Source organism: Helicobacter sp. MIT 05-5294 (assembly GCF_000765675.1).
GTDB lineage: Bacteria > Campylobacterota > Campylobacteria > Campylobacterales > Helicobacteraceae > Helicobacter_D.
This window is the reverse complement of the sequence record NZ_JRPA02000005.1, coordinates 94,729-116,259: the sequence shown is the minus strand read 5'-3', so window position 1 is coordinate 116,259 and position 21,531 is coordinate 94,729. Positions and strand designations below refer to the sequence as shown.

The following is a 21,531-nucleotide window of genomic DNA, read 5'->3' as shown; positions in this document are numbered from 1 at the left end:
TTAAAAGGCATTTTTAAGATTCCACTAAAACTTTTAGAGTCTTTAGTTAGAATCTGCCCTATTTTATAAGCAAGGTGGTTTTGGATTCGGGATTTGGCAGTGCCAAAAAGTGCGGATTCAAGGTTTGCGATTCTATCATACAAAGAGGCTTTGGGCGGGTATTCTTCCTTGTTATTTGTTGGATTTATGGATTGGAAGTTGAGTTTATAAAACTGCTTTAGGAAATGTGGCAAAGACACATCAAATGCGCAATCCTTTTGATAAGCGAAACGATTTTTATCCGCATTACAATACAAAACATCATAGACAAACTCTAGCTTCTCTAACGCGCTTTTTAAGGATTCCAATTTCGCTTCTATTGCCAATGGCGAGAGGAAGCGTTCGCGTGAATAAGAGTATTTAAAATCGTTTTTTGGCATTTTTTGATATTTTTGCGTTTGTTCTTGCTTCCAAGAATGCGCACATTCTCCACTCCAAAAAATATTATTTTTGATTTCTTTACAAGGATTTCCAGCATTGATTGTGTTGGAAGCAAATTTTTTGGCAGTTACAAGGGATTTTGCCCCTATCACCGCGCCAGAGCCGACAAACGCGCCCTTAAGGAATCCCACTTCTTGCCCTATCCAAATATGGTCGCCTAGATAAATACTTTTACTAGGATTAATGCGCAAATGCGAAGTGCTATCATAAAGCAAATGAGGGTCTGCAAGGCGAAACCAAAGAGTATGGGAAATCAAACACGCGTTGCCAATAATGAGGTTTTTACGCTCGGATAAACAGAACCATCTTCCGCTACCGCAGGGATTGAAGTAATTGGCATTTCCGATATAACAAACGCTTTCGTGCTGCACATCAATATTTTCTTTAGTTGTTGTAGAATCCCCAATAAAAACCAAAGCATTATTGCCATAAAAATGAATATTAGTGTTTTTCAAAAGGCTTTTAGGAGCGAGAAATAGGATATTTCCACTTCCCGAAAATGCGACTTTAGAATCTCGCAACACCTGCTCTAAAGGATTGAAATGGTAAATAACATTTCCATTTTCCATTAAGGTTTTAAACATTCTTGTTTCCTTGAAATTCCGAAATAGAATCCACTCCACACAATTAATGCAAGAAATGCCGCTTACCCGTGAAATAAAGTGCCATACCATAGGTATTTGCGCATTCAATCACTTCTTCATCACGAATGCTGCCACCCGGTTCAATCACAGCACTCACGCCGACTTTTTGCGCCTCTTCAATGCTGTCTTTAAAAGGAAAGAATGCCTCACTTGCCAACACGCAACCGCGCAAATCCAATCCCATTTCCTCCGCCTTTCTAATAGCAGACTTTGCCGCATCAATACGACTTGTCATTCCCATACCTACGGCTACCATTGCGGAATCCTTGACATAAACCACGCAATTTGATTTAACTAAACTTGCGATTTTATAGGCGATTTTCAAGTCTTGCATTTGCGCCTTTGTTGCGACTTTTTGGCTCACGCACTGCGCGTTTTCCACTTCATCTTCTGCGACTTTATCAGAATCCTGCAAGACAAATCCGCCTTCAATATGCTTAAAGTCTTGATTATCTTTGGGAAACTTCAAAAATTTGCCACCACAAACAAAAAGTTTGATTTTTTTCTTGGTTTCTAAAAACTCCAAAGCCTCTTTGGAAATATCCGCTGCGACTAATACCTCAATGAAGATTTTGCCTATTTCTTGCGCAAGTTCCAAATCTACGATTCCATTGACTGCCACAACTCCGCCAAAAGCAGAGATAGAATCACATTTGAGTGCTTCTATATAGGAATTTTTCAAAGTCTCTTTGATAGCAAAACCGCAAGGATTGGCGTGTTTTACGATACACACACTCGGAACTTCGCCAAAACTTGATGCAATTTTGACTGCGCTATTAATATCGGTAAGATTGTTGAAGCTAATCTCGCCTTTAAGAGTTTTGAAGTTTGTAGAATAAAAATCGCCAAACTCATAATACGCGCCTTTTTGATGAGGATTCTCCCCATAGCGCGTATGCGCGACAAGCTTCCCTGCGATGAAATGGGATTCTCCAAATCCCCCATTAAATCGCGCATTCATATAATTAGCAATCATACAATCATAACTCGCGGTGTGTTCAAATGCCTTAATCATCATGCGTTGGCGAAATTCCAATGTGTTTTGATTGTTTTTAAGGCGCACTAAAACCTCTTCATAATCACTAGGATTTGTCAAAACCAACACAGATTCAAAGTTTTTTGCAGCTGCCCGAACCATTGAAGGACCGCCAATATCAATGTTTTCAATAATTTCTTCAAAATCATTTGTGCGCTCTATCGTGGCTTTAAAAGGATATAAATTCACGCAAACCAAACTAATATCACGGATTCCAAATTCTTGTGCCTTTGTCCTATCCTCTGCATTTCCGCGCCGATGAAGAATCCCTCCATGGATTCTTGGGTGCAAAGTCTTTACGCGCCCATCAAACATTTCCGGACTTTGCGTGTATTGTGCCACATCTAATGCGGGAATCGCATTTTCTCCTAAAACTTTCAAAGTCCCGCCCGTGGATAGAATCTCATATCCTAACCCCACTAATTCTCGCGCAAACTCTACGATTCCTTGTTTATCACTTACGCTTAAAAGTGCCGTCATTTCTAACTCCTTTTGATAATTGATTTATGCTTTTAGAATCTTTAGCAAAACAAAAAAGCTTACCGAAAAAAGCACAAAAATCGGCAACAAAATACTAAATTCTGGTTGCAAAAACCCACTCATAGACAATCTTGAAAAGCTAAAAAATATCCCCCACAACATCAAAACGCCCAAAATCATACCCAATGTCATCAAGCTTAGATTCGCGTAACGATTGGAATTTGGAGTAAAATAGCTTAAACAAATCATTGCAAATGGAGCAAAAAGCGGAAAAAATATCAGACTATAAAGCAAACCACGAATTTTTTGGGTATTGACATTTTGCTCACCTAAAAGAGTGATTGCCTCATACGCATCAATAATAGAAATACTGCCGTTTTGCTCATAGATATTTTCCAAAATTTTAGGCTTAAATCCATGTAAAGTCGTATAAGAGTCTATGTGTTGGATCCTTAAAGGATTCTGCCCAATTTGCAAATCCTTATCCAAATCCACAATTGTAACATTTTGCAAAGTCCATTCTTCTCCATTAAAAATTGCTTTGGGGGACTCCACAATGCGCAGAATCTCGCTATTGTCTTGATTAAATTCATAAATATGCAATCCCTCTGCGCTTTGTAATAGAGGGAAAATCTTTTCAAGATAAATATAGGTGTTATCATATTTGACAAACAAATCGTTTTTGACACTTCCCAAAAACCCCCTATCAACAATCAAATCTACTTGTTCCTTAGCATAAGCAAAAGGCGTGGCATTGAGCGCAATAAAGCAAAACGACATCAAAGAACTAAGAAAAAAAATAGGCAAAAAGATTTTTAGCTTTGAATACCCTAATGCCAAAAATGCAGTCCATTGTGAGCTTTTAAGCAAAACAATCACAAGCACAATTTGTGCTAAAATCAAGGACAGCGGCAAGATGAATTGACTTGCATACATAAAATCATATACCATCAAAAGCACGATTAAATTAGCAGAATTAGGCAATTCGTCCAAATATTTCACTAAATCAATTACAACAAAAAAACATTCCAAAGAAACAAATAAAAAGAAAAAATATTTAAGGTATAAAAAGCCAATATAGCAAAAAAAAAGCTTCATGGATTCTCTTTGCAATGTTTTTGAGATAAAGCATAAGTTTGCATTGTAGAATCTTTAGGGTTTGGCTTGAGGTTTTTGGCTTGAGATTCTTTGTTTTTTGTATTTGAAGTGTTTGGATTTAATGTAAAAATACTAGAAATTTTGTTTGATAATTCTTTGGGTGATTCTAATGTGGCAATCTCCAACGACGCTTTTGCACAATGCGCAATAAGTTTTGGATTCTCCATTTCTTCTTCTTTGGAAAAATCATTCAAAACCCAATGAATCACTTGCTCTTTATTGCTTGGTTTACCAATCCCATAGCGGATTCTATAATATTCATTGCCACATAAAGAATCAATGGATTTTAAACCATTATGACCGCCACTTCCTCCGCCAAATTTAAATTTTACCGCACCAAAGGGCAAATCTAGCTCATCATGCACGACTGCAAAATCTGTAATTTTATAGAAATTCTTGACACTTTGCACAGATTGTCCCGAAAGATTCATAAAAGTTTGAGGTTTTAGAAAAAGAAGTTGGTTTGCTTTATAAACTTCACCTTGAAAGTTTTTATCGCTTTGCTTGATTGCATTAAAAGAGTAGATCAGAGAATCCAAAACTCTAAAACCGATATTATGTCGGTTATTTTGGTATTTCTGACCCGGATTCCCTAAACCTACGATTAAAAACATTTTAGCGAGATTTAATCACACCAACAATCGCAACATCATCTCGTTCTACAATTTTAACGCCATCAAACGCAGGTAAATCGCGCACAAGCACAACATCACCAACATCTAAATCTGTTACATTGATTTCATAGTCTTTAGGCAAATTTTCAGGTTTAGATTTGACTTTAATGCGTTTTTTGGACATCATCAAAACCCCTTTATTTTTAAGACCTTTTGGAGTGCCAACTGTGCGGACTTTTACAGAATATTTAGCCTCTACTCCTTGTTGTGCCAACATTAAATCCACATGGATAATTTCGCTTGTAACAGGATCTTTTTGGTATTCTTGGATTACCACAGGATATTTTTGTGTGCCAACTTCTACTTCAAAGATTAAATCCGTCTTGTTCTTGACTTCGCGAATAAAAGCATTGCGTTTAAAAGCACAATGGATATTTTCTTTGCCTTTTCCATAGATATTGGCAATTAGATAACCATTTTTTCTTAAAGTCTTAGCGTCGGACTTAGAAATACTCTCTCTAATTATTCCACTTAACATTTTGTATCCTTAAAAATTAAAATAAACTCGCCATTATAGCAGGGTTTAATAAAACTTAATTTAAATAGATTCTAAACTTGCTAAAATCTTACTAAAAGCGACTTTAAAATCTTCCAAACCCTGCTCTAAAAGCTCCTTGCTGACTTTATTTAAATCCACACCCGCTTCTTTCACACCAACAAAAAACTCTTCTAATTCCTCTAAACTTGGTAAGTAAGCTTCTTCTATATCCTCCAACTCTACAAACGCATTTAACGCGCTAAGAGGCGCAGTATTGACCGCATAAGGGTGATAAAGCTCTTTGATATAATATGCGGGTTCTAAATCGTTGCCTTTCACGCCTGTGCTTGCAAAAAGCGCACGCACTCCTGACAAAGAATAGCTGTTAAGAATATGATATAAATATTGCGCATTTTTAATCCCTAAAGTTGCATTTGGGATTCCGTGTTCTTGCAAGATAGAATCGCATTTGCGGTCAAAACGAGAAACAAAAATGCTCACAACCGCGCGTGGATAGTCTTTAAGCTCTTTTTTACTTGTTTGTTTGAATTGCTCATAGCCTCTTTTAAACGCTTCCATACAACCTACAACCTGTTCTTTACTGAAAACCAAAGTTGCATTAACAGAGATTCCTTGTGAAATTAGCTCTTCCATTGCGCCAAAACCCGCTTTTGTCGCAGGAATCTTTATCATTACATTCGGATAGCCAATATCATGAAACAAGCGCACACCCTCTTCAATGGTTGCCTTTGTGTCTTCGCATAGATTCGGATCTACTTCTATGCTAATATAGCCGTCATTAGGATTCGTATCATAAAGCGGTTTAAGCAACTCTGCAGCGCGTTGAATGTCTGTTTTAGCAAGTGCTTCATAAATTTCTTTTGCGCTTTTGCCTTTGAGCGAATTTTTTTGCTCTTGATAGCTTTCGTTTAAAAAAGCTTGTTGGAAAATCGCCGGATTGCTCGTAGCACCCTCTACCAAATCTCCCTCTATCATTTTGATAAAATCATTCTCCAAAAAATCCCTTTCAACAAAATCACACCAAAGTGAAAGTAAAGCACTTTCTTGCATATTTCCTCCTTAATCCAAATATTCTTTAATTAGCATAAGATTTTTTTCATCAATGATGATATTTGCGGCTTCTTTTAATACCGCATTCGCACAAAATGCGACCTTTTTTTCTGCATAATCAAACATAGAAACATCATTTGCTCCATCGCCAATAACAATAGTTGTTTGATAAGTTGCATTTAGTAGAATTTGCAATTTCTCTAGCATACGCCCTTTAGAGTATGCAAACATCATCTCGCCTCCCACTTCTCCTGTCAATACATTGTCCTTGCGATGCAAAGTATTGCTAAAATACATATCATAACCAAGCACTTTTTGCCCTGCACTCACTCCCTCATCAAAACCGCCGCTAAAAACAACGACTTTGTAATCCCGTTTTTTTAACTCTGCGATGAGTTCTTTTGCGCCAAAATTGTAATGAAGATGATTGCAAACTGCATAGACTTTTTCTAAAGGCATTCCTTTAAGTGTCGCTACACGCCTTTTGAGGCTATCATGAAAATCTAACTTTCCCGCCATTGCTTCTTTAGTGATTTGGCTTACTTCTGCTTCGCTATGATTTGCAAGTGCAAGTAAATCAATCGTTTCGCCGTCCATTAGCGTAGAATCAAAATCAAATACTGCAAGTTTCAAAAAAATCCTTAGAATCCAAAAATAATAAACATTATACAATGCACAAATTAAAAGTATTTCAAAAATGAAGTTTAGTTTATTTTTTTATCTTTTTTAAAGCAAGTAGAGCTTAGAAGCCCTACTTGTATTTAAGAGATTCCGAGTTTCTTTTCGAGTTGGACGATTCTATCCCAAGTCTCAATCATGGAATCCGGATTTAGAGAGATAGAGGTGATGCCATTTTCAACCAAAAATTCTGCAATTTCTGGATAATCACTTGGAGCTTGTCCGCAGATTCCGCAATATTTGTTGTGTTTCTTGCAAGATTCAATCGCCATTTTAAACATCTTCAGCAATGCAGGATTGCGCTCATCAAAAATATGACTTACTAGCTCACCATCTCTATCGACGCCAAGTGTCAGTTGTGTTAAGTCATTTGAGCCAATGGAAAATCCATCAAAGAGTTGCAAAAACTCATCAGCCAATACAATATTCACAGGCAATTCGCACATTACATAGATTTCCAATCCATTCTCGCCCTGCACTAAGCCATTTTTGCGCATTATATCAAGCACTCTGCGCCCCTCTTCAGGAGTTCTTAGGAATGGAATCATAATTTTCATATTAGAGAATCCCATTTCGTTTCTCGCCATAGCAAGTGCTTGGCATTCCCATTCAAAAGCTTGACGATATTGCTCGGAATAATAGCGACTTGCTCCTCTGTATCCAATCATTGGATTCTCTTCTGTTGGCTCGTAGTTTTTGCCACCTACCATACGACAATATTCATTAGATTTAAAATCACTCGTGCGCACAATAACGGGCTTCGGATAGAAAGCAGAAGCAATCATTCCCACGCCCTCTGCGATTTTTTTGATAAAGAAATCTTTAGGATTCGCATAGCCTGACATGATCTCTTGCACACCCTCAATGCCGTCAAATTCTTTGTTTCCATTATGCAAATCAATCAATGCCAAAGGGTGCGCTTTAATGTAGTTGTTAATAATAAACTCCATTCGAGCAAGTCCAACGCCATTATTTGGAATCATAGAAAAAGAAAAGGCTTTTTCTGGATTCCCAATGTTCATATAAATTTTGGTTTTGGGTTGTTCAAGAGTGCTTAAGTCAATTTTCTCCACTTCATACTCATAAACCCCATTATATACAAATCCATCTTCACCCTCTGCGCAAGAAACGGTAACTTCCATACCTGTTTCCAGCTTTTCTGTCGCGCCCACTGCTCCCACAATCGCAGGGACGCCAATTTCACGCGCAACGATTGCCGCGTGGCAAGTGCGCCCACCACGATTCGTAATCACCGCCGACGCTTTTTTCATCGCAGGTTCCCAATCAGGGTCTGTATTGTCTGTTACTAGAATTTCTCCTTTTTTCAACTCTCCCATATTGGAGATGTTATCAATCACGCGGATTTTTCCAATCCCGATTTTGCCTCCTACTGCTTTACCGGTGAGTAGAATCTCTTTTTCGCCTTTATCTTTAAAGAAATATTTTTCAAAGTTATTGCTTTGTTTTTTCATTTTTTGGCTTTGCACGGTTTCAGGACGCGCTTGGACGATGAAAATCTCTCCGCTATTGCCATCTTTTGCCCATTCCATATCCATTGGGCGATATTCTCCAGCTTCTTTAGAATAATGCTTCTCAATCAACATTGCATAACGCGCTAAAGTAAGCACTTCATCATCTTCCAATGAGAAACTTTTCAACTCTTCTTCGGTGGTTTCAATGTTTTTGGTAGGGTGTTTTGCGCCGGGTGCTGCATAAACCATTTTAATATTTTTGAATCCCAACTGACGCTTCAAGATAGGGCGTTTGCCTAATTCCAAAGAGGGTTTGAAAACATAAAATTCATCGGGATTGACCGTACCACCTACGACATTTTCGCCAAGCCCCCAACTTGAAGTAATGAAAACTGCGTCTTTAAAGCCGGTCTCTGTATCAATACTAAACATAACACCCGAACTTCCCTTGTCTGAACGCACCATTTTTTGCACACCCACAGATAACGCGACTTTGAAATGGTCAAAATTCCTTGACGCACGATAACTCACCGCTCTTTCTGTAAAAAGCGAAGCAAGACAAGATTTAACATAATGGATTAGCTCGGCTTCTCCACGCACACTCAAATAAGTATCTTGCTGTCCTGCAAAACTCGCATCAGGCAAATCTTCAGCAGTTGCGGAACTTCGGACTGCTACATCTGCTTCTTCCATTTTATATTCCGCACTTAAGATTCTATAAGCTTCTAAAATTTCTTCGCGCAAATCTTCTGGCAATGGAGTGCCAAAAATCATATCACGGATTTTTTTGGAGCGAACATTTAATACATCAATTTCGGTTACATCAATCCCCTCAAGTAATTCTCTGATTTTATCACGAATCCCTGCACTATCTAATAGATACCAATACGCTTCACTCGTAATTGCAAAACCATTTGGAACTTTGATTCCCATTGGCACAAGCTCTTGAAACATTTCTCCAATGCTTGCATTTTTTCCCCCAACAATAGGGACATCTTTATTGTTTAGCTCTTTGAAAAACTTGATGTATTTCATCTTAAATTTCTCCTTAAAAATTGCCTAGCGTGAAAATTGTTTTACAAAAATAAAACGCGCATATTCTACTGAATTTAACTTATCTCAATCTTAGGTTTATCTATACTTTATGCGTCATTTGATAAACTTTCAGTATATTTTGTAAATTTTACACACTAAAACAATGTAAAGCAAAAAGGAAAAAAATGGAAAATCTACCTCAAGTCTTAAAACAGCATAAGCTAACGCAAGAAGATTACGACAAGATTTTGAATATTTTAGGAAGAGAACCTAATCTAGTAGAACTTGGTATTTTTTCTGCAATGTGGAGTGAACATTGTAGTTATAAATCTAGCAAAATCTATCTTAGCGGTTTTCCAACCCGCGCTCCATGGGTGATTCAAGGACCCGGCGAAAATGCAGGAGTGATTGATATTGGCGGAGGCTATGGAGCGGTTTTTAAAATGGAATCCCACAATCACCCGAGCTTCATTGAACCCTACGCAGGAGCTGCGACAGGTGTGGGCGGAATTATGCGTGATATTTTCACAATGGGTGCTAGAGTGGTTGCAAGTCTTAATTCTATCCGTTTTGGCGATATTACCAAAAGAGATTCCATTGGTGCAAAACATCGTTATTTATTGCGTGGAGTTGTTGCAGGAATCGGAGGATATGGAAACTGCATGGGAGTGCCAACGATTGGCGGTGAAATGAGCTTTGAACCAAGTTATGATGGGAATATTTTAGTCAATGCCTTTTCGCTTGGAATTGTTAAAAACGATGAAATTTTCTATGGCAAAGCAGAGGGAATCGGAAATCCGGTGATTTATGTAGGCTCAAAAACAGGGCGTGATGGCTTAGGAGGCGCGGTAATGAGTAGTGATTCTTTCAGTGAAGATTCTAAATCTTTGCGCCCCACCGTGCAAGTAGGCGATCCTTTTACCGAAAAATTACTTTTGGAAGCTTGTTTGGAACTATTCAAGCAGGATTTGATTGTAGGAATCCAAGATATGGGCGCAGCAGGGCTTACTAGCTCTAGCTTTGAAATGGCAGGACGCAGCGGAAGTGGAATGATTATGCACCTAGATAAAGTGCCAATGCGCGAAAGTGGAATGACGCCTTATGAATTAATGCTTAGCGAATCGCAAGAAAGAATGTTGATTTGCGCTAAAAAAGGTTGTGAAGCAAGAATCATAGAAATCTTCTCTAAATGGGAGTTAGATTGCGCCATTATCGGAGAAGTTACTAATAGTGGCAAAATGGAGCTTTTTTGGTATAACGAAAAATGCGCCGAGATTCCTATCGCCCCTCTTAGTGAAAAAGCCCCAATACTAGAGCGCGAAGTGTGTGAAACTCCGCATTATTTGGATTCTATTGAAGCTTTAGATAAACAAAAATTAGAATCCCAAAACCCCCAACAAGTGTTTGAAACCTTGCTCAAAAGCCCAGAAATCTGCGATAAAGCTTGGGTTTATACGCAATACGATTCCACCGTGCAAACCAACACCATCATTCCTAGTGGCGCGGGAGGCGCGAGTGTGATTCGCGTCAAAGAAAATGGAAGAGGCTTAGGAATGAGTGTCGCGTGTCAAAGTAGATTATGCTATCTTGACCCAAAAGAGGGAGCAAAACAAGCTGTGGCAAAGGTTGGGCGCGATATTGCTTTACGCGGCGGACGCGCTTTAGCTATCACGGATTGTTTGAATTTTGGAAGCCCAGAGAATCCAGAAGTAATGTGGCAATTCAAGGAGTCTTGTGAGGGGATTAAAGAAGCTTGTAAAGCCTTAAATACTCCTGTTGTTAGCGGTAATGTCAGTCTTTATAACCAAACTAATGGCAAGGATATTTATCCCACACCAAGCATTGCGGGTGTTGGCGTGATTGACGCAGTGGATAATGTCTTAAAATCTTGTTTTGAAACTGCAGAATTGGAAGTTTATCGTCTCGCCCCTAAAGGAATCGCACCAAAATTTGGCGCAAGTCTTGTGGCGAAATATTGCGGTAATTCTCTCAAAAGTGAGATTGCGCAAATCAACTTTAAAGATGAATTGTTTTTATGGAGTTTCCTCAATGTAGCCAACGAACACGGACTTCTTAAAGCAGCAGTGGATATTTATCAAGGTGGCTTAGCACTTGCTCTTGCAAAGGCGTGTATCAGGGGAAATATCGGTGCTCAAAGCGTAACTAATCTCACTTTTGATATGCTTTTTGGCGAAGCTCCTACGCAAATTTTACTTGCTGTGGAATCCCAAAATATCCAAAAACTTAACTCTTTACTTCAAGATTCCAACCTAGTCCTAACCAAAATCGCAACGCTTGGCGGTGAAACACTCAATATCGGCGGAATCTCTCTACCGCTTCAAGAAGCTAAAAAAATCTTTTATCAACAATTCCAAAATGTTGTGGAATCCCTTTAAGCTTCCCTTTGGGATTCTAACAAAGAATCCCAAAAACAAAACAATCAATTTAAAAATTTTATGGATTATATTTTTCCCTTTATTTCTTATTGCGCAGGATTCCAAGATTCCTTTGATTCAGCCTAATTTTATGGATTTTGACCAATTTTACAATCAAGTTCATACGCAAACCCTCGCGCGTAACTTCGTGCGCTTTCGTCATCGTATTGTCGTTTCTCGTGAGGGTTATCATCGCCTAAGCCCCAAAGAAAAGGAAGTTTTAAACCAGCTCCACGCATTAGTGTTGGTTTTTAGCAAAATTTCTTGGTTTATTTATTTTAATGAACAAAGCGGAGTTGGAATCTCTACAAGTGCCAATAGCCATTTGCAGTTTGATATTCGCTATTATGAGACTTTACGCGATATTGGCATAGATGGCGACATCAAGGCAATGTGTGTGTTGCCCTATTTTGACAAATGTATTTTGTTGGGATTTAGAATGTTTTAGGATTCCGCTTAACTCCCCAAAAATCATTTTTGTTTTAATACCTTAAAGGAATCGCAATTTTAAGCAAATGCCAATGCTGTATTTCTGCACCCTCAAGACTTCAAGGAAGTATAGTAATGCGTGTGCCAATAGGAACGAGATTATAAATTTCTTGCATAGATTCATTATCAACAGCAATGCAACCATTCGTCCAATCACCATATAAACGAAAAGCCTCTTTAGCGAAGCCAAACCCATTAGGAAGCCCATGAATCTTAATATCTCCACCTGCACTTTTGCCAAGATTGTGCGCATATTCCTTATCAGCTTCATTAGGATAGCTAATGCCAAGATTCAAAAAAATAGCGCGAATTTGGATTCTTAGAATCAATCCAATATTCCCCTTCAGGTGTTTTTCTGTCTCCCTCAAATTGTTTATGTCCGATAGGATTCTCCTAGAGCAATAGGATAGGTTTTTATCACTTCATCTTTGGCATATAAGCTTAAGATTCGCTTGGATTTTTCTACTACAATATGAGTAATCTGTGCATTCTGTTGATTTTGTTTGGATTTTGGAATCTGTGTTGGTTTATCATAAAAAATCATCACTCCAACGCTTGTCAATAAAACTACTGCAATGATTGCGAAATATTTTTTCATAACTTTTACTTTTTGGGATTTTATTTTTGCAATCGCAATACTTATTTTATGCTTTTGATTGCAATAAGGATTCATTGCAACTAGATGAATTTCAAAGGCAAGACTTCATAAATTATTATAAGAATCCCATGGAGCATTTTATAAAATGTGCTTTAGGGCAACCAAAGATAAATAAGGATTTACCGCTATTTATCTAGTCTTTGCTAAATTACAACCTAGAATCCCACGCTATTCTTCAATATAATTCTTAAGTTTGCGCCCTACTTTTGGGTGTTTTAGCTTTTTAATTGCGCTAGATTCTATTTGACGCACACGCTCACGCGTTACATTTAGCTCCTTGCCAATCTCCTCTAAGGTTCTATCGGATTCATCATCTAACAATCCAAATCGCATACGAATCACAGCTTTTTCGCGCTCATTTAATTGATCTAGCACATCATCAATTTGGCTTTTCAAATCTTCTTTCAAGATATGATCCATAGGTCCAACTGAACTTTTATCCTCCACGAAATCCCCAAACTTCCCATCTTCGCCATTACCAATAGGTGCTTCTAAGCTGATAGGTTCTTTGGTTATTTTGATAACATTTTTCACTTTATCTACCGGCAATCCAACGCTTTCGGCGATTTTTTCCAAATCCGGCTCTTTACCCTCTTCTTGCAGGAACTTGCGCATAATTTTGTTAATACGATTAATGGTTTCAATCATATGGATTGGAATCCGAATCGTGCGGGCTTGGTCTGCGATTGCACGAGAAATGGCTTGACGAATCCACCAAGTCGCGTAAGTAGAAAATTTATAACCCTTTTTGTATTCAAATTTATCCACAGCTTTCATAAGCCCGATATTGCCCTCTTGAATGAGGTCCAAAAAGGGCAATCCGCGATTAGTGTAACGCTTAGCAATGCTCACAACAAGGCGCAAATTAGATTTTGCCATCTTGGTTTTTGCCTTATCTGCAATATCCTTACCGCGTTTGATTTGCTCCAAAATCTGTTTCAACTTTTCTGGCTCTAAATCAAAGCTTCCCTCACTTGCTGCTTTGGTTTGAAAAAGTTTTTTGATTTCCATATAGGTAGAAACCATCGTTGCTTCAGGCACAGCCGCCGTAATATCTGCCTTATTCATTTCTATAATATTATCTAAGATTTTTTTATGATTGTTCAATAAAATATCATTAAACAAAGGCAAACGATATTCCAAACGCTTTAATTCCTTTTCAAATCCCTCATCACTTTTAATCGTGTTTTCCATTGCTTTCACAAGCTCATTAATCAACTTACTTGTAGGTCCTAAATCTAGTAATTTTTCCTTTAAAAGCTGTTTTTTGTGTGCAAGAGTGAGCAGATAAAGCATATCCTCACAAGTTTCATTATCCTTTTCTTGTTCCCAAGTTTTAAGCCAGTCTTTTTTGGCTTTTTCTAACGCTTTGAAGCTGATGAGAACTTTCTCTATGCGTTTTTGGTCTTTTTTGCTAATGGGTTTTTTGGAATCTTCTCCGTCATTTTCCTCATTCTCGCTTTCATTTTCTTCCTCTTCACTTTCCTCTTCTCTGTCGTTTTCCTCATCGTCATCAAAGCTTTTAAATAGCTCTTTTACACGCCTCTCACGATTAATCAAGGCTTCTTTATAATCCAAAATAAAGTCAATCAAATAAGGCACGGAACAAATGGCGTCTAAGATAATATTTTCGCCCAATTCTATATTTTTGCTAAGCTCTACTTCGTCTTCGCGCGTCAAAAGCGGAATCTGCCCCATTTCGCGCAAATACATTCTAACAGGGCTATCGCTACGACTCCATTCTAGCAATTCACGCTCTTTCATAAAATCAAATTCATCTTCTAGTTCTTCATCTAAGAGTCGCTTTTTGTCTTCTTTGATTTTCCGTGCGTCGTCTTGATTGAGAATCTTTGCCACTTCAGAAGCAGACATTAACTTTTTCTCGTATTTTTTTGCCAACTCGCTTACTCTCTTTGCTTGTGCCGCAGTAGGAAGCTTATGTAAAACTTGTGCAATTTTCTCATAAGAAACATATTTTGTTTCGTTTTGGAACAACTCATCTAATTGTTGATTAATATTTTTTGCAGACATAGCCAACTCCAAAAAGTCAATAAATTTAAACTATTTTTAAGTTAATGTAAAAGCTCGGATTATATCTAAAATTGCTGAATCTTAGCTTATAACTTGGATTCCAATACACAACAAAAATCTATGTAAAATCTCTTTGTGCCTCTATTTGTTTGGCTTGATTTTACATTCATTCAAAACTTAAGAACGGAATCTCCAGCATTCTTTGATTTCTTTTAAATATTTTTTATCCACTTCAGCAATCAACAATTCCTCTCTATCTCCCAAACAATCAATCACTTCACCATTAGGGCAAACAAACAAAGAATCTCCATAAAAGTTCCACAAGCTTTTTGTCGCTGTATCTTCGTATTGCCCAATTCTATTAGCGCGTAAAATATAGCAACTATTCAAAAAGGCGCGCATTTTAATAATGCTACGCCAACGCAAAGAAGAATCAAAAGTTGAAGCACTCGGCAATAAAACACAATCCACATTTTCATTTTTGAATTTCAACCAAAACTCATCAAAATGCAATTCATAACCAAAAAGCACCGAAAATTTAATCCCTCCAACGCTAAAAATCGGCGGCGTTTTAAGCATTTTAGGCGAAGTATTGGCAAAAAACTTCGCTTCGTTCCAATGCTCATAGGGCATAAGTTTCTGTGCTCTATAATGCAATGCCTTGCCTTTGTTGATAATCAGAATCGTTTTGTAGATTTTGCGAGAAACAACTTCCAAAATAGGTGTTACAATGATGATTCCATATTTCGCAGAAAGCTGCAAAAGACTTTCGTTTTCTTTGTTGATTTGTTCTAGCCATTGGGATTTTTTATCACTTTTAGATTCCAAATTTTTAAAAAACGGATTGAGTAAATATTCCCCAAAAAGAATGATTTTAGCCTTTGCTTCCACGGCGGCTTTGAGATAGGATTCTATCTCGCTTTGACTTTTGGTATTTGAGAGTTGTAAAGCGGCGATTTTCATTGTTCTTCCTTTTTATACTGCGTTTTGAGTTCCTCGCATTGAAGTTGTGCATTTTCTAAGATTTTTTGCGCTTTTTGCAAGTTTTCCATACCTTCTTGATAAAATTTCAAACCCTCATTAAGAGAAAGATTTTCGTCTTCTAATTTCTCCAAACATTGCGAAATAATACCCAAATAATCTTCAAAATTCTTTTCCTCATTGACTTGTTTTATTGCATCTGTTTTTTTCATTGCTGTCCTCTTGTTGGAATCTCATTTTCTTGTTCTAGCAGTTTTTTCGCATCTACACATAGATTTTTCCAAGCAGATTGCGCTTCTACCGCCTCGCATTGATTGTAGGATTCTATTGCTGCGGCTTTGTTGCCTAATTTATCATTTAAATATCCTTGCAAATAATAAATTTGGATTCGTTCATTGCCAGAGCTAATATGCGCTTCTGCACTTTTTAATAAATCCAAAGATTCTTGAAACCTGCCCTCGCGATTGAGTGCTTCCACCATACCCAATTCCGCCCATGGCGAATATTCAAAGCGTTGGTGTTGCTTTTGGAGTGCGATGAGTTTGTTGGCATAAACTTGGATTGCAGTATCATCTTTGCTTACAAGTGCCCTTTGCAACATTTCCTTATAAACTTCAATCATCTTATCATCATCTTTAAGCTTTTCTTCTAAAATTGGCAGAATCTTGAAAGCCTCTTCGTATCTTCCTTGTTTGCTTAAAGACATAAACAATACCCACGCACTATCATTATGTGCAGGATTGCTAAGGAGATTCAAAGCATCTCTTGCAGCAAGGGTTGCTTTAGGATAATCTTGCATTTGGTATTGCACCCACGCAAGACGATAGAGCCAATCCTCTTTATCTGTTGCAGTTTTTGCGTCTTGAGATTCTATTTGGGCGATTGTTTTTGCGACATTGTATTGTCTGTTTTCTAACAAACAATCAAACATTTGCAATCTCTCTTTGCTTGTTAGCGGAATCTTCTCGCCATATAAACTTCCATAATACGCTACTTCTTTGCAGTTTTGGTTTTTTAAAGAATCCCTTGTAAGCGCACTTAGAGAATCTAGCAAAACTTCAGGACTTTCGCCTAATTCTTCTTCTAACTCTTCTCTCATCGCAAAGATTTCTTGGTATTTGCCCAATTCATACAAAGTTTGCGCCTTTTTCTCCAAAGCCATTTTGGCTTCTTCTTTGCCTTGATAGCTTTGTCTTACATAATCATAATGTTCTAATTTTTTCGTCGCATTTTCTTCATCATAATTTAGCAATAAATTATCATCAAGATTCCGCACTTCGCGTCGCTCTGAATCGCTTTCAGTATCTTTAAGCAAAAGCTGATAATATTGGTGTGCTTTTTTAAGGTTGCCCGACTTATCAAACCATATCGCCATACTTTTTAAAAGTGGTAAATAAAGCGGGTCGTCTTTGTCCTCTATTGTTTCAAATATCACTTCCGCAACCTGTGCTGGAACTTCATAGATTCCTGCTTCTGCCCATCTTTGTAGCATATTATAATGCTTTGGAATCTCTTTTAAGAAAAAGTTTGGATTCGCGTCTAAAACATTTTTGAGATACCTTTGCGCTTCCGCCCGATTTTCTGCCTTGCGATAATAATCTCCAAGCAAAACAGAAGCCAAAGATGCGACTTCCAAATCTGTTGTTTCATTCAAAGTAGATTCATACATACTTAAAACAACCTTGCGATCTCCCCTCATATAGAGGTTTTCGCCATAATCCAACCTTGCTAGAAGCTCGTATTTGTCTCCTTTGTATTCAGTAAAAAGCCTATCATAGTAATACTTAGCTTCTTCAAAAAAATTCATTTTAGCATAGGTTTTTGCCAAAACAAAAAGCGTTTGTGGCACATGAACATCTGTCGGATAAGCGTCCAACCACGCTTTAGCAAGCATCATAATATCTTCGTAGTTTTCTTCTTTTTCTAAACTATCCAAAGCGACGATTTTAAAATACAGCACATCGCGTTTAAAAATCGTATCAGGATAAAGCCCCAACATCTCTTCTATTGCGTTTAAAGCTTCTGTGTAGGATTCGTTTGAAATCGCAGATTGTATGCGCAAGAAATAATCCTTATCCGCCCCTACTTCATTATTCATCGGGCGCAACTGCACATCTAATGCCCCAATTCTTGGCAACTCTTCTTCAAAAGATATTGGGAAATTCAAACCATTGCTTGGCTTGTCGTTTAAAAACGGAATTCTATTTTCATAGCCCAAGATTTGCCACCGCTTAGAAGATTCGTTATGCTCTTGCGGGATAGGCTTTCTTGAAACAAGGCTAAATTCAGCATTGTAGAGTTTGATTTTTTTGCCATTTTTGGGTTTAATTTTTAAAAAGAATCCCTGCGTGTTGTCATCAAAACTTTCAGGAGTTACAGAAAAAAATAAAGTCTCGCTTCTCGCAAACCGCGATAATAAGGGAAAGTCAAATCTGCAAACAATTTCGCTTACTTCCGATTCTCTATTAAAGGATTCTGTGCAGATAAAAGGTTGATTATCTAGCAGATTTAGCACTGCAAAATTTCTATTATCTTCCCTGCCGCTATTAATATAAAATTCCAATCCAAACAGGGAATTTGTGATAAACAATAGTAAAAATGCCCAATATTTCTTGTTTCTCATAGATTTCCAAATTTTAAATATGAAATTATACTTTACTTTCTTTGAAAAATACTTTTAGCATTTCTTTAACCTGCAATAAATTCAAAATATGTAATCTCTGCACGCGCCAAGATTCGCATAGGCGGTCCCCAAAACCCCGTGCCACGATTCACATAGATTTGTGTGGTTGGATTGTGTTGATACAAACCTGCAAGATAAGGTTGATCCAGCGTAACAAGGAATCGGAATGGAAAAATCTGCCCTCCATGCGTATGTCCGCTTAAAATCAAATCCACTTGATGAGATTCTTGCACTTCATTAGCAAATTTTGGCTGATGGGACAGGAGAATCAAAGGCTTAGATTCCACTCTTTCCTTTAGGGCTTGTTCTAAATTTGGCTTTAAAACTCCGATTCTTCGCCCAAACAAATCATACACTCCCGCAAGATTCAGCACCACTTCCCCCTCTTGTATCAGCTGCACACATTCATTCTCTAGCACTCTAATCCCGATAGATTTTAGCTTCTCTAAAAGCGGCTGAATGTTATGAAAATACTCGTGATTTCCTGTTACAAAATACACGCCTAAAGGCGCGTTTAGCTTGGCAAGTTCTTCTATCGCCTTTAGCACTCTTGCTACTTCTGTATCTATAATATCGCCTGTAAGCACGATAAAATCAGGCTTTAGCTGATTAGTCTGCTCTACGATTTGGCGCACGACATTTTCTTCAATCAAGCCCCCAATATGCAAATCGCTAATTTGCACTGCATTTATTGGTATTTTAAGATTCCTTAATGTAATCCTAATGTGCTCTATTTTAGGTGCTAATCTACCTTCAATCAACCCTGCGCCCAAATACGCAAAGGCAAAAATTCCGCTTGTGAGATTCAAGAGGTTTTGAAAAAACCCTCTTCTCTCTTGGGAGAATTTCGGAAACAACCAAGCAATCAGGCGCAAAACCAAAGAAAAAAATTGATAAAGCAACATTACAACAAAAAGAACAAATCCCACACCAATAGACAAAGAAACCAAGAAATAGAGGCTTTGCGGGAAATCCACAAAATACCGCGCGGCAAAATAACTCACCACACCCAAAAAGTTAAAAACCAAAAAATACTTCAGCACCAAGCGCGGAATCTTAGGCTTGACAATCTGTCGTATCAAACCAAAATAAATACCCAAATGCAAAATCAAAAAAACTGCCAACGCCAAAAACGGAAAATAACTTTTCAATCAACCCTCCTTTGCGATTCCTTTCAATCTTTGTTTTGCCTTTTAATTTACTTCACGATTCTTGATTTGTTTTTAAACTTTATTTGTTTTCGGATTTGTTTTTCTCCAAGCCTCCCAAAAGCAAGAGGATTTGCAAACCACAAATAAGAAGCATGACATAAAGTAGAATCTGCAAATTGCTTTGCGATTCTTTAAGGAGATTTTGCGCATAGAATTGTTGGCTAAGTGTGGCGAGTTCTAAACTTGCAAGTAATCCATTATCCCCTTCTAATTGTGTTAAAAGCTCTTGATTGACGCGAAAAAGATCTTGTGTAGATTGCAAAAAGAATATTTTATTGGCATCATTTAAAAACTCTTCCATTTTGACATTTAAATTTCCATCGCCAAAGTAAATTTCGTCCAAAGTCGAATGGGTTTTATCGCCAACAATTGTGGAAATTACGAAATTTCGCAAAATAAGATGAATAGAATTGAGTTGATTAATACATTCGCGAAGCTCTGTGAGACTTGAGGGGTTATTGCGATTTAAAATGCGGTTTGTAACGACAATTTGAGACAAAAAAACGATTCTTTGGGCTAATTGTCGCTGTTTGCCGCTTAAATTAATATAATACAACAAAGTATCTTGTTTGATGGATTCTTGTTTGCTATCTTGCACATAAAAGGTCATTCCGATTCCTATAATAATGCACAACAAGATTGCTAAAAGAGTGGATTTTTTGTGTTTTAGAAAATGCAATTTTTTACCTTTAAATTATTTGCGTATTGTATCAATCTTGCATAAAATTAGCAATAAATTGTGTTAAAATTAGCCTTTTAAATCAGCCTATTTTTAAAGGAGTGTTTATGGAATTGTTGAAGAGATGGAATCCCAAAAGCCTTTGTGCTAAAACTTGCTACTTGTCTCTTAGTGCATTTTTATTGAGTGCATGTGCGCAAAAATTTGATGATTTGCCGAATTCTCGCGTTTTGAAAACTTGCCAAAACCCTATTGTAACCTATCAATTAGTAGATTTAAAAAGAGGCGATTATAATGATCTTGAAATTTCCAATGCACAAATCCAAGAAATGATAGAAAATTCTCTCGCCCAAAGTGGTTGTTTCGCGCAATCTTCGCAGACTGAAACCATAGAATCCAATAATGCTTATTACCAATTAAAAGTGATTTTTGGCAACATCAACACGCAAAAGCGCGAGGGTGGATTTTGGAGTGAATATACGAGTGATGAGGCGATTTTTGAAGTGCAATTTAACTTTAGCCAAGCCGAAACTTTAAGAATCTTTCGTGGGAAATCAAGCATTCAAAACCAAAACAGCCGATATTTCGTTTTTGGAGACAAAGCCAAACTGAACCCAAACCAAATCCAAATCACACTCCAAAACGCCATCAATTCCGCAATCAACGAAGCAACACGCAATTTTATCCAACTCCAAAACACAGATTCTACATTTTATCCTAGCTTTTAGGCTAAAGCCTCTTGCGTAGGCAAGAGGACGGGCAAATAATCCCCTAATGTTGTAGCATTTCATTGCCAATTAGAGATTCCATAATCCACAATCCAAAATAACCTGCAATTCCACTGCATCATTGCGAGATTCTGCGATAGCGGAATTGCGGCAATCCATAGTCTAAACAACCATTATTACTACTGCGTCATTGCAAAGTCTTTGCAAAAGGCTGCGGCAATCTATAATTTGGGTTACCAAAGATGTTACTATGGAATCTTTTTTAGCGAGATTTTAGGGTGCGGATTGTCGCGTCAGCTTCACTTCCTTGCAATGGCGAGAAAAGGCGAGATTTCAGATTCCATTCACAGAATCCCAACGCGCCAAAGCCAAGTAAAGACTTCAACAAAATCCAACCTCTAATTACAATTAAAAACCCCCTATTTTAGGA

The 21,531-nt window shown here is 37.6% G+C and carries 19 protein-coding genes and 1 pseudogene; 4 read left to right on the top strand and 16 right to left on the bottom strand.

Annotation, left to right across the window (positions count from 1 at the left end):
* The 8 genes and pseudogenes from LS69_RS04160 to ppsA form a co-directional block, all read right to left on the bottom strand.
* A pseudogene (locus LS69_RS04160) lies at positions 1-1,064 on the bottom strand (hypothetical protein); the annotation flags it as partial.
* A 43-nt stretch (positions 1,065-1,107) separates the two neighbouring features.
* Entirely contained in the window at positions 1,108-2,640 is a 1,533-nt protein-coding gene (purH, locus tag LS69_RS04155) for a bifunctional phosphoribosylaminoimidazolecarboxamide formyltransferase/IMP cyclohydrolase (RefSeq protein WP_138122430.1), read from the bottom strand.
* A gap of 24 nt (positions 2,641-2,664) precedes the next feature.
* A complete protein-coding gene (locus LS69_RS04150) occupies positions 2,665-3,738 on the bottom strand; it encodes an LptF/LptG family permease (protein ID WP_138122428.1) in 1,074 nt (357 codons plus the stop codon).
* Positions 3,735-4,412, bottom strand: a complete 678-nt coding sequence (pth, locus tag LS69_RS04145; RefSeq protein ID WP_138122426.1) for an aminoacyl-tRNA hydrolase — start codon at positions 4,410-4,412, stop codon at positions 3,735-3,737. Before pth ends, LS69_RS04150 begins: the two co-directional genes overlap by 4 nt.
* Before the next feature lies 1 nt (position 4,413).
* Positions 4,414-4,950 (bottom strand): 50S ribosomal protein L25/general stress protein Ctc, encoded by a 537-nt coding sequence (locus tag LS69_RS04140; protein WP_138122424.1) that lies wholly within the window; start codon positions 4,948-4,950, stop codon positions 4,414-4,416.
* 60 nt (positions 4,951-5,010) lie between these two features.
* Complete coding sequence (locus LS69_RS04135) at positions 5,011-6,021, bottom strand: transaldolase (RefSeq protein WP_138122422.1); 1,011 nt, start codon at positions 6,019-6,021, stop codon at positions 5,011-5,013.
* A 9-nt stretch (positions 6,022-6,030) separates the two neighbouring features.
* Complete coding sequence (serB, locus tag LS69_RS04130; protein ID WP_138122420.1) at positions 6,031-6,654, bottom strand: phosphoserine phosphatase SerB; 624 nt, start codon at positions 6,652-6,654, stop codon at positions 6,031-6,033.
* 128 nt (positions 6,655-6,782) lie between these two features.
* Positions 6,783-9,206, bottom strand: a complete 2,424-nt coding sequence (gene ppsA, locus LS69_RS04125) for a pyruvate, water dikinase (RefSeq protein WP_138122418.1) — start codon at positions 9,204-9,206, stop codon at positions 6,783-6,785.
* Positions 9,207-9,391: 185 nt separating this feature from the next.
* On the opposite strand from ppsA, the gene purL reads away from it, so the two are divergent.
* Together purL and LS69_RS10790 are read left to right on the top strand one after the other, a co-directional pair.
* A complete protein-coding gene (purL, locus tag LS69_RS04120; RefSeq protein WP_138122416.1) occupies positions 9,392-11,602 on the top strand; it encodes a phosphoribosylformylglycinamidine synthase subunit PurL in 2,211 nt (736 codons plus the stop codon).
* On the top strand, positions 11,508-12,089 hold the full coding sequence (locus tag LS69_RS10790) for a hypothetical protein (protein WP_238699129.1): 582 nt from the start codon (positions 11,508-11,510) through the stop codon (positions 12,087-12,089). Before purL ends, LS69_RS10790 begins: the two co-directional genes overlap by 95 nt.
* A 100-nt stretch (positions 12,090-12,189) precedes the next feature.
* Here the strand turns inward: LS69_RS10790 and LS69_RS10785 are convergent, their stop codons facing one another.
* The 8 genes from LS69_RS10785 to LS69_RS04080 form a co-directional block, all read right to left on the bottom strand.
* A complete protein-coding gene (locus LS69_RS10785) occupies positions 12,190-12,459 on the bottom strand; it encodes a L,D-transpeptidase family protein (protein ID WP_238699127.1) in 270 nt (89 codons plus the stop codon).
* Between the two features lie 44 nt (positions 12,460-12,503).
* Positions 12,504-12,728, bottom strand: coding sequence for a L,D-transpeptidase (locus tag LS69_RS10780; protein WP_238699125.1), 225 nt, complete (start codon positions 12,726-12,728; stop codon positions 12,504-12,506).
* Positions 12,729-12,956: 228 nt separating this feature from the next.
* Entirely contained in the window at positions 12,957-14,819 is a 1,863-nt protein-coding gene (gene rpoD, locus LS69_RS04105) for an RNA polymerase sigma factor RpoD (RefSeq protein WP_138122414.1), read from the bottom strand.
* A gap of 177 nt (positions 14,820-14,996) precedes the next feature.
* Positions 14,997-15,782 (bottom strand): carbon-nitrogen hydrolase family protein, encoded by a 786-nt coding sequence (locus LS69_RS04100; RefSeq protein ID WP_138122412.1) that lies wholly within the window; start codon positions 15,780-15,782, stop codon positions 14,997-14,999.
* On the bottom strand, positions 15,779-16,012 hold the full coding sequence (gene xseB / locus LS69_RS04095) for an exodeoxyribonuclease VII small subunit (protein WP_138122410.1): 234 nt from the start codon (positions 16,010-16,012) through the stop codon (positions 15,779-15,781). The genes LS69_RS04100 and xseB overlap by 4 nt, the downstream gene beginning before the upstream one ends.
* The gene (locus tag LS69_RS04090) at positions 16,009-18,423 is read right to left on the bottom strand and encodes a flagellar functional protein (RefSeq protein ID WP_138122408.1); all 2,415 of its coding nucleotides are present in this window, start codon (positions 18,421-18,423) and stop codon (positions 16,009-16,011) included. Before LS69_RS04090 ends, xseB begins: the two co-directional genes overlap by 4 nt.
* 65 nt (positions 18,424-18,488) lie before the next feature.
* The gene (locus LS69_RS04085; protein WP_138122406.1) at positions 18,489-19,634 is read right to left on the bottom strand and encodes a metallophosphoesterase; all 1,146 of its coding nucleotides are present in this window, start codon (positions 19,632-19,634) and stop codon (positions 18,489-18,491) included.
* Between the two features lie 79 nt (positions 19,635-19,713).
* A complete protein-coding gene (locus LS69_RS04080; protein ID WP_238699123.1) occupies positions 19,714-20,304 on the bottom strand; it encodes a hypothetical protein in 591 nt (196 codons plus the stop codon).
* Between the two features lie 176 nt (positions 20,305-20,480).
* Between LS69_RS04080 and LS69_RS04075 the strand changes: the two genes are divergently transcribed.
* Complete coding sequence (locus LS69_RS04075) at positions 20,481-21,101, top strand: hypothetical protein (protein WP_138122402.1); 621 nt, start codon at positions 20,481-20,483, stop codon at positions 21,099-21,101.
* Positions 21,102-21,302: 201 nt separating this feature from the next.
* On the top strand, positions 21,303-21,503 hold the full coding sequence (locus LS69_RS04070; protein ID WP_138122400.1) for a hypothetical protein: 201 nt from the start codon (positions 21,303-21,305) through the stop codon (positions 21,501-21,503).
* The last annotated feature ends 28 nt before the right edge of the window (positions 21,504-21,531 follow it).

Bases quoted from the DNA above. Each gene is read 5' to 3' on its own strand.
- purH (WP_138122430.1), bottom strand. From the start codon at position 2,640: ATGACGGCACTTTTAAGCGTAAGTGATAAACAAGGAATCGTAGAGTTT.
- LS69_RS04150 (WP_138122428.1), bottom strand. From the start codon at position 3,738: ATGAAGCTTTTTTTTTGCTATATTGGCTTTTTATACCTTAAATATTTT.
- pth (WP_138122426.1), bottom strand. From the start codon at position 4,412: ATGTTTTTAATCGTAGGTTTAGGGAATCCGGGTCAGAAATACCAAAAT.
- LS69_RS04140 (WP_138122424.1), bottom strand. From the start codon at position 4,950: ATGTTAAGTGGAATAATTAGAGAGAGTATTTCTAAGTCCGACGCTAAG.
- LS69_RS04135 (WP_138122422.1), bottom strand. From the start codon at position 6,021: ATGCAAGAAAGTGCTTTACTTTCACTTTGGTGTGATTTTGTTGAAAGG.
- ppsA (WP_138122418.1), bottom strand. From the start codon at position 9,206: ATGAAATACATCAAGTTTTTCAAAGAGCTAAACAATAAAGATGTCCCT.
- purL (WP_138122416.1), top strand. From the start codon at position 9,392: ATGGAAAATCTACCTCAAGTCTTAAAACAGCATAAGCTAACGCAAGAA.
- LS69_RS10780 (WP_238699125.1), bottom strand. From the start codon at position 12,728: ATGAAAAAATATTTCGCAATCATTGCAGTAGTTTTATTGACAAGCGTT.
- rpoD (WP_138122414.1), bottom strand. From the start codon at position 14,819: ATGTCTGCAAAAAATATTAATCAACAATTAGATGAGTTGTTCCAAAAC.
- LS69_RS04100 (WP_138122412.1), bottom strand. From the start codon at position 15,782: ATGAAAATCGCCGCTTTACAACTCTCAAATACCAAAAGTCAAAGCGAG.
- xseB (WP_138122410.1), bottom strand. From the start codon at position 16,012: ATGAAAAAAACAGATGCAATAAAACAAGTCAATGAGGAAAAGAATTTT.
- LS69_RS04090 (WP_138122408.1), bottom strand. From the start codon at position 18,423: ATGAGAAACAAGAAATATTGGGCATTTTTACTATTGTTTATCACAAAT.
- LS69_RS04080 (WP_238699123.1), bottom strand. From the start codon at position 20,304: ATGACCTTTTATGTGCAAGATAGCAAACAAGAATCCATCAAACAAGAT.
- LS69_RS04075 (WP_138122402.1), top strand. From the start codon at position 20,481: ATGGAATTGTTGAAGAGATGGAATCCCAAAAGCCTTTGTGCTAAAACT.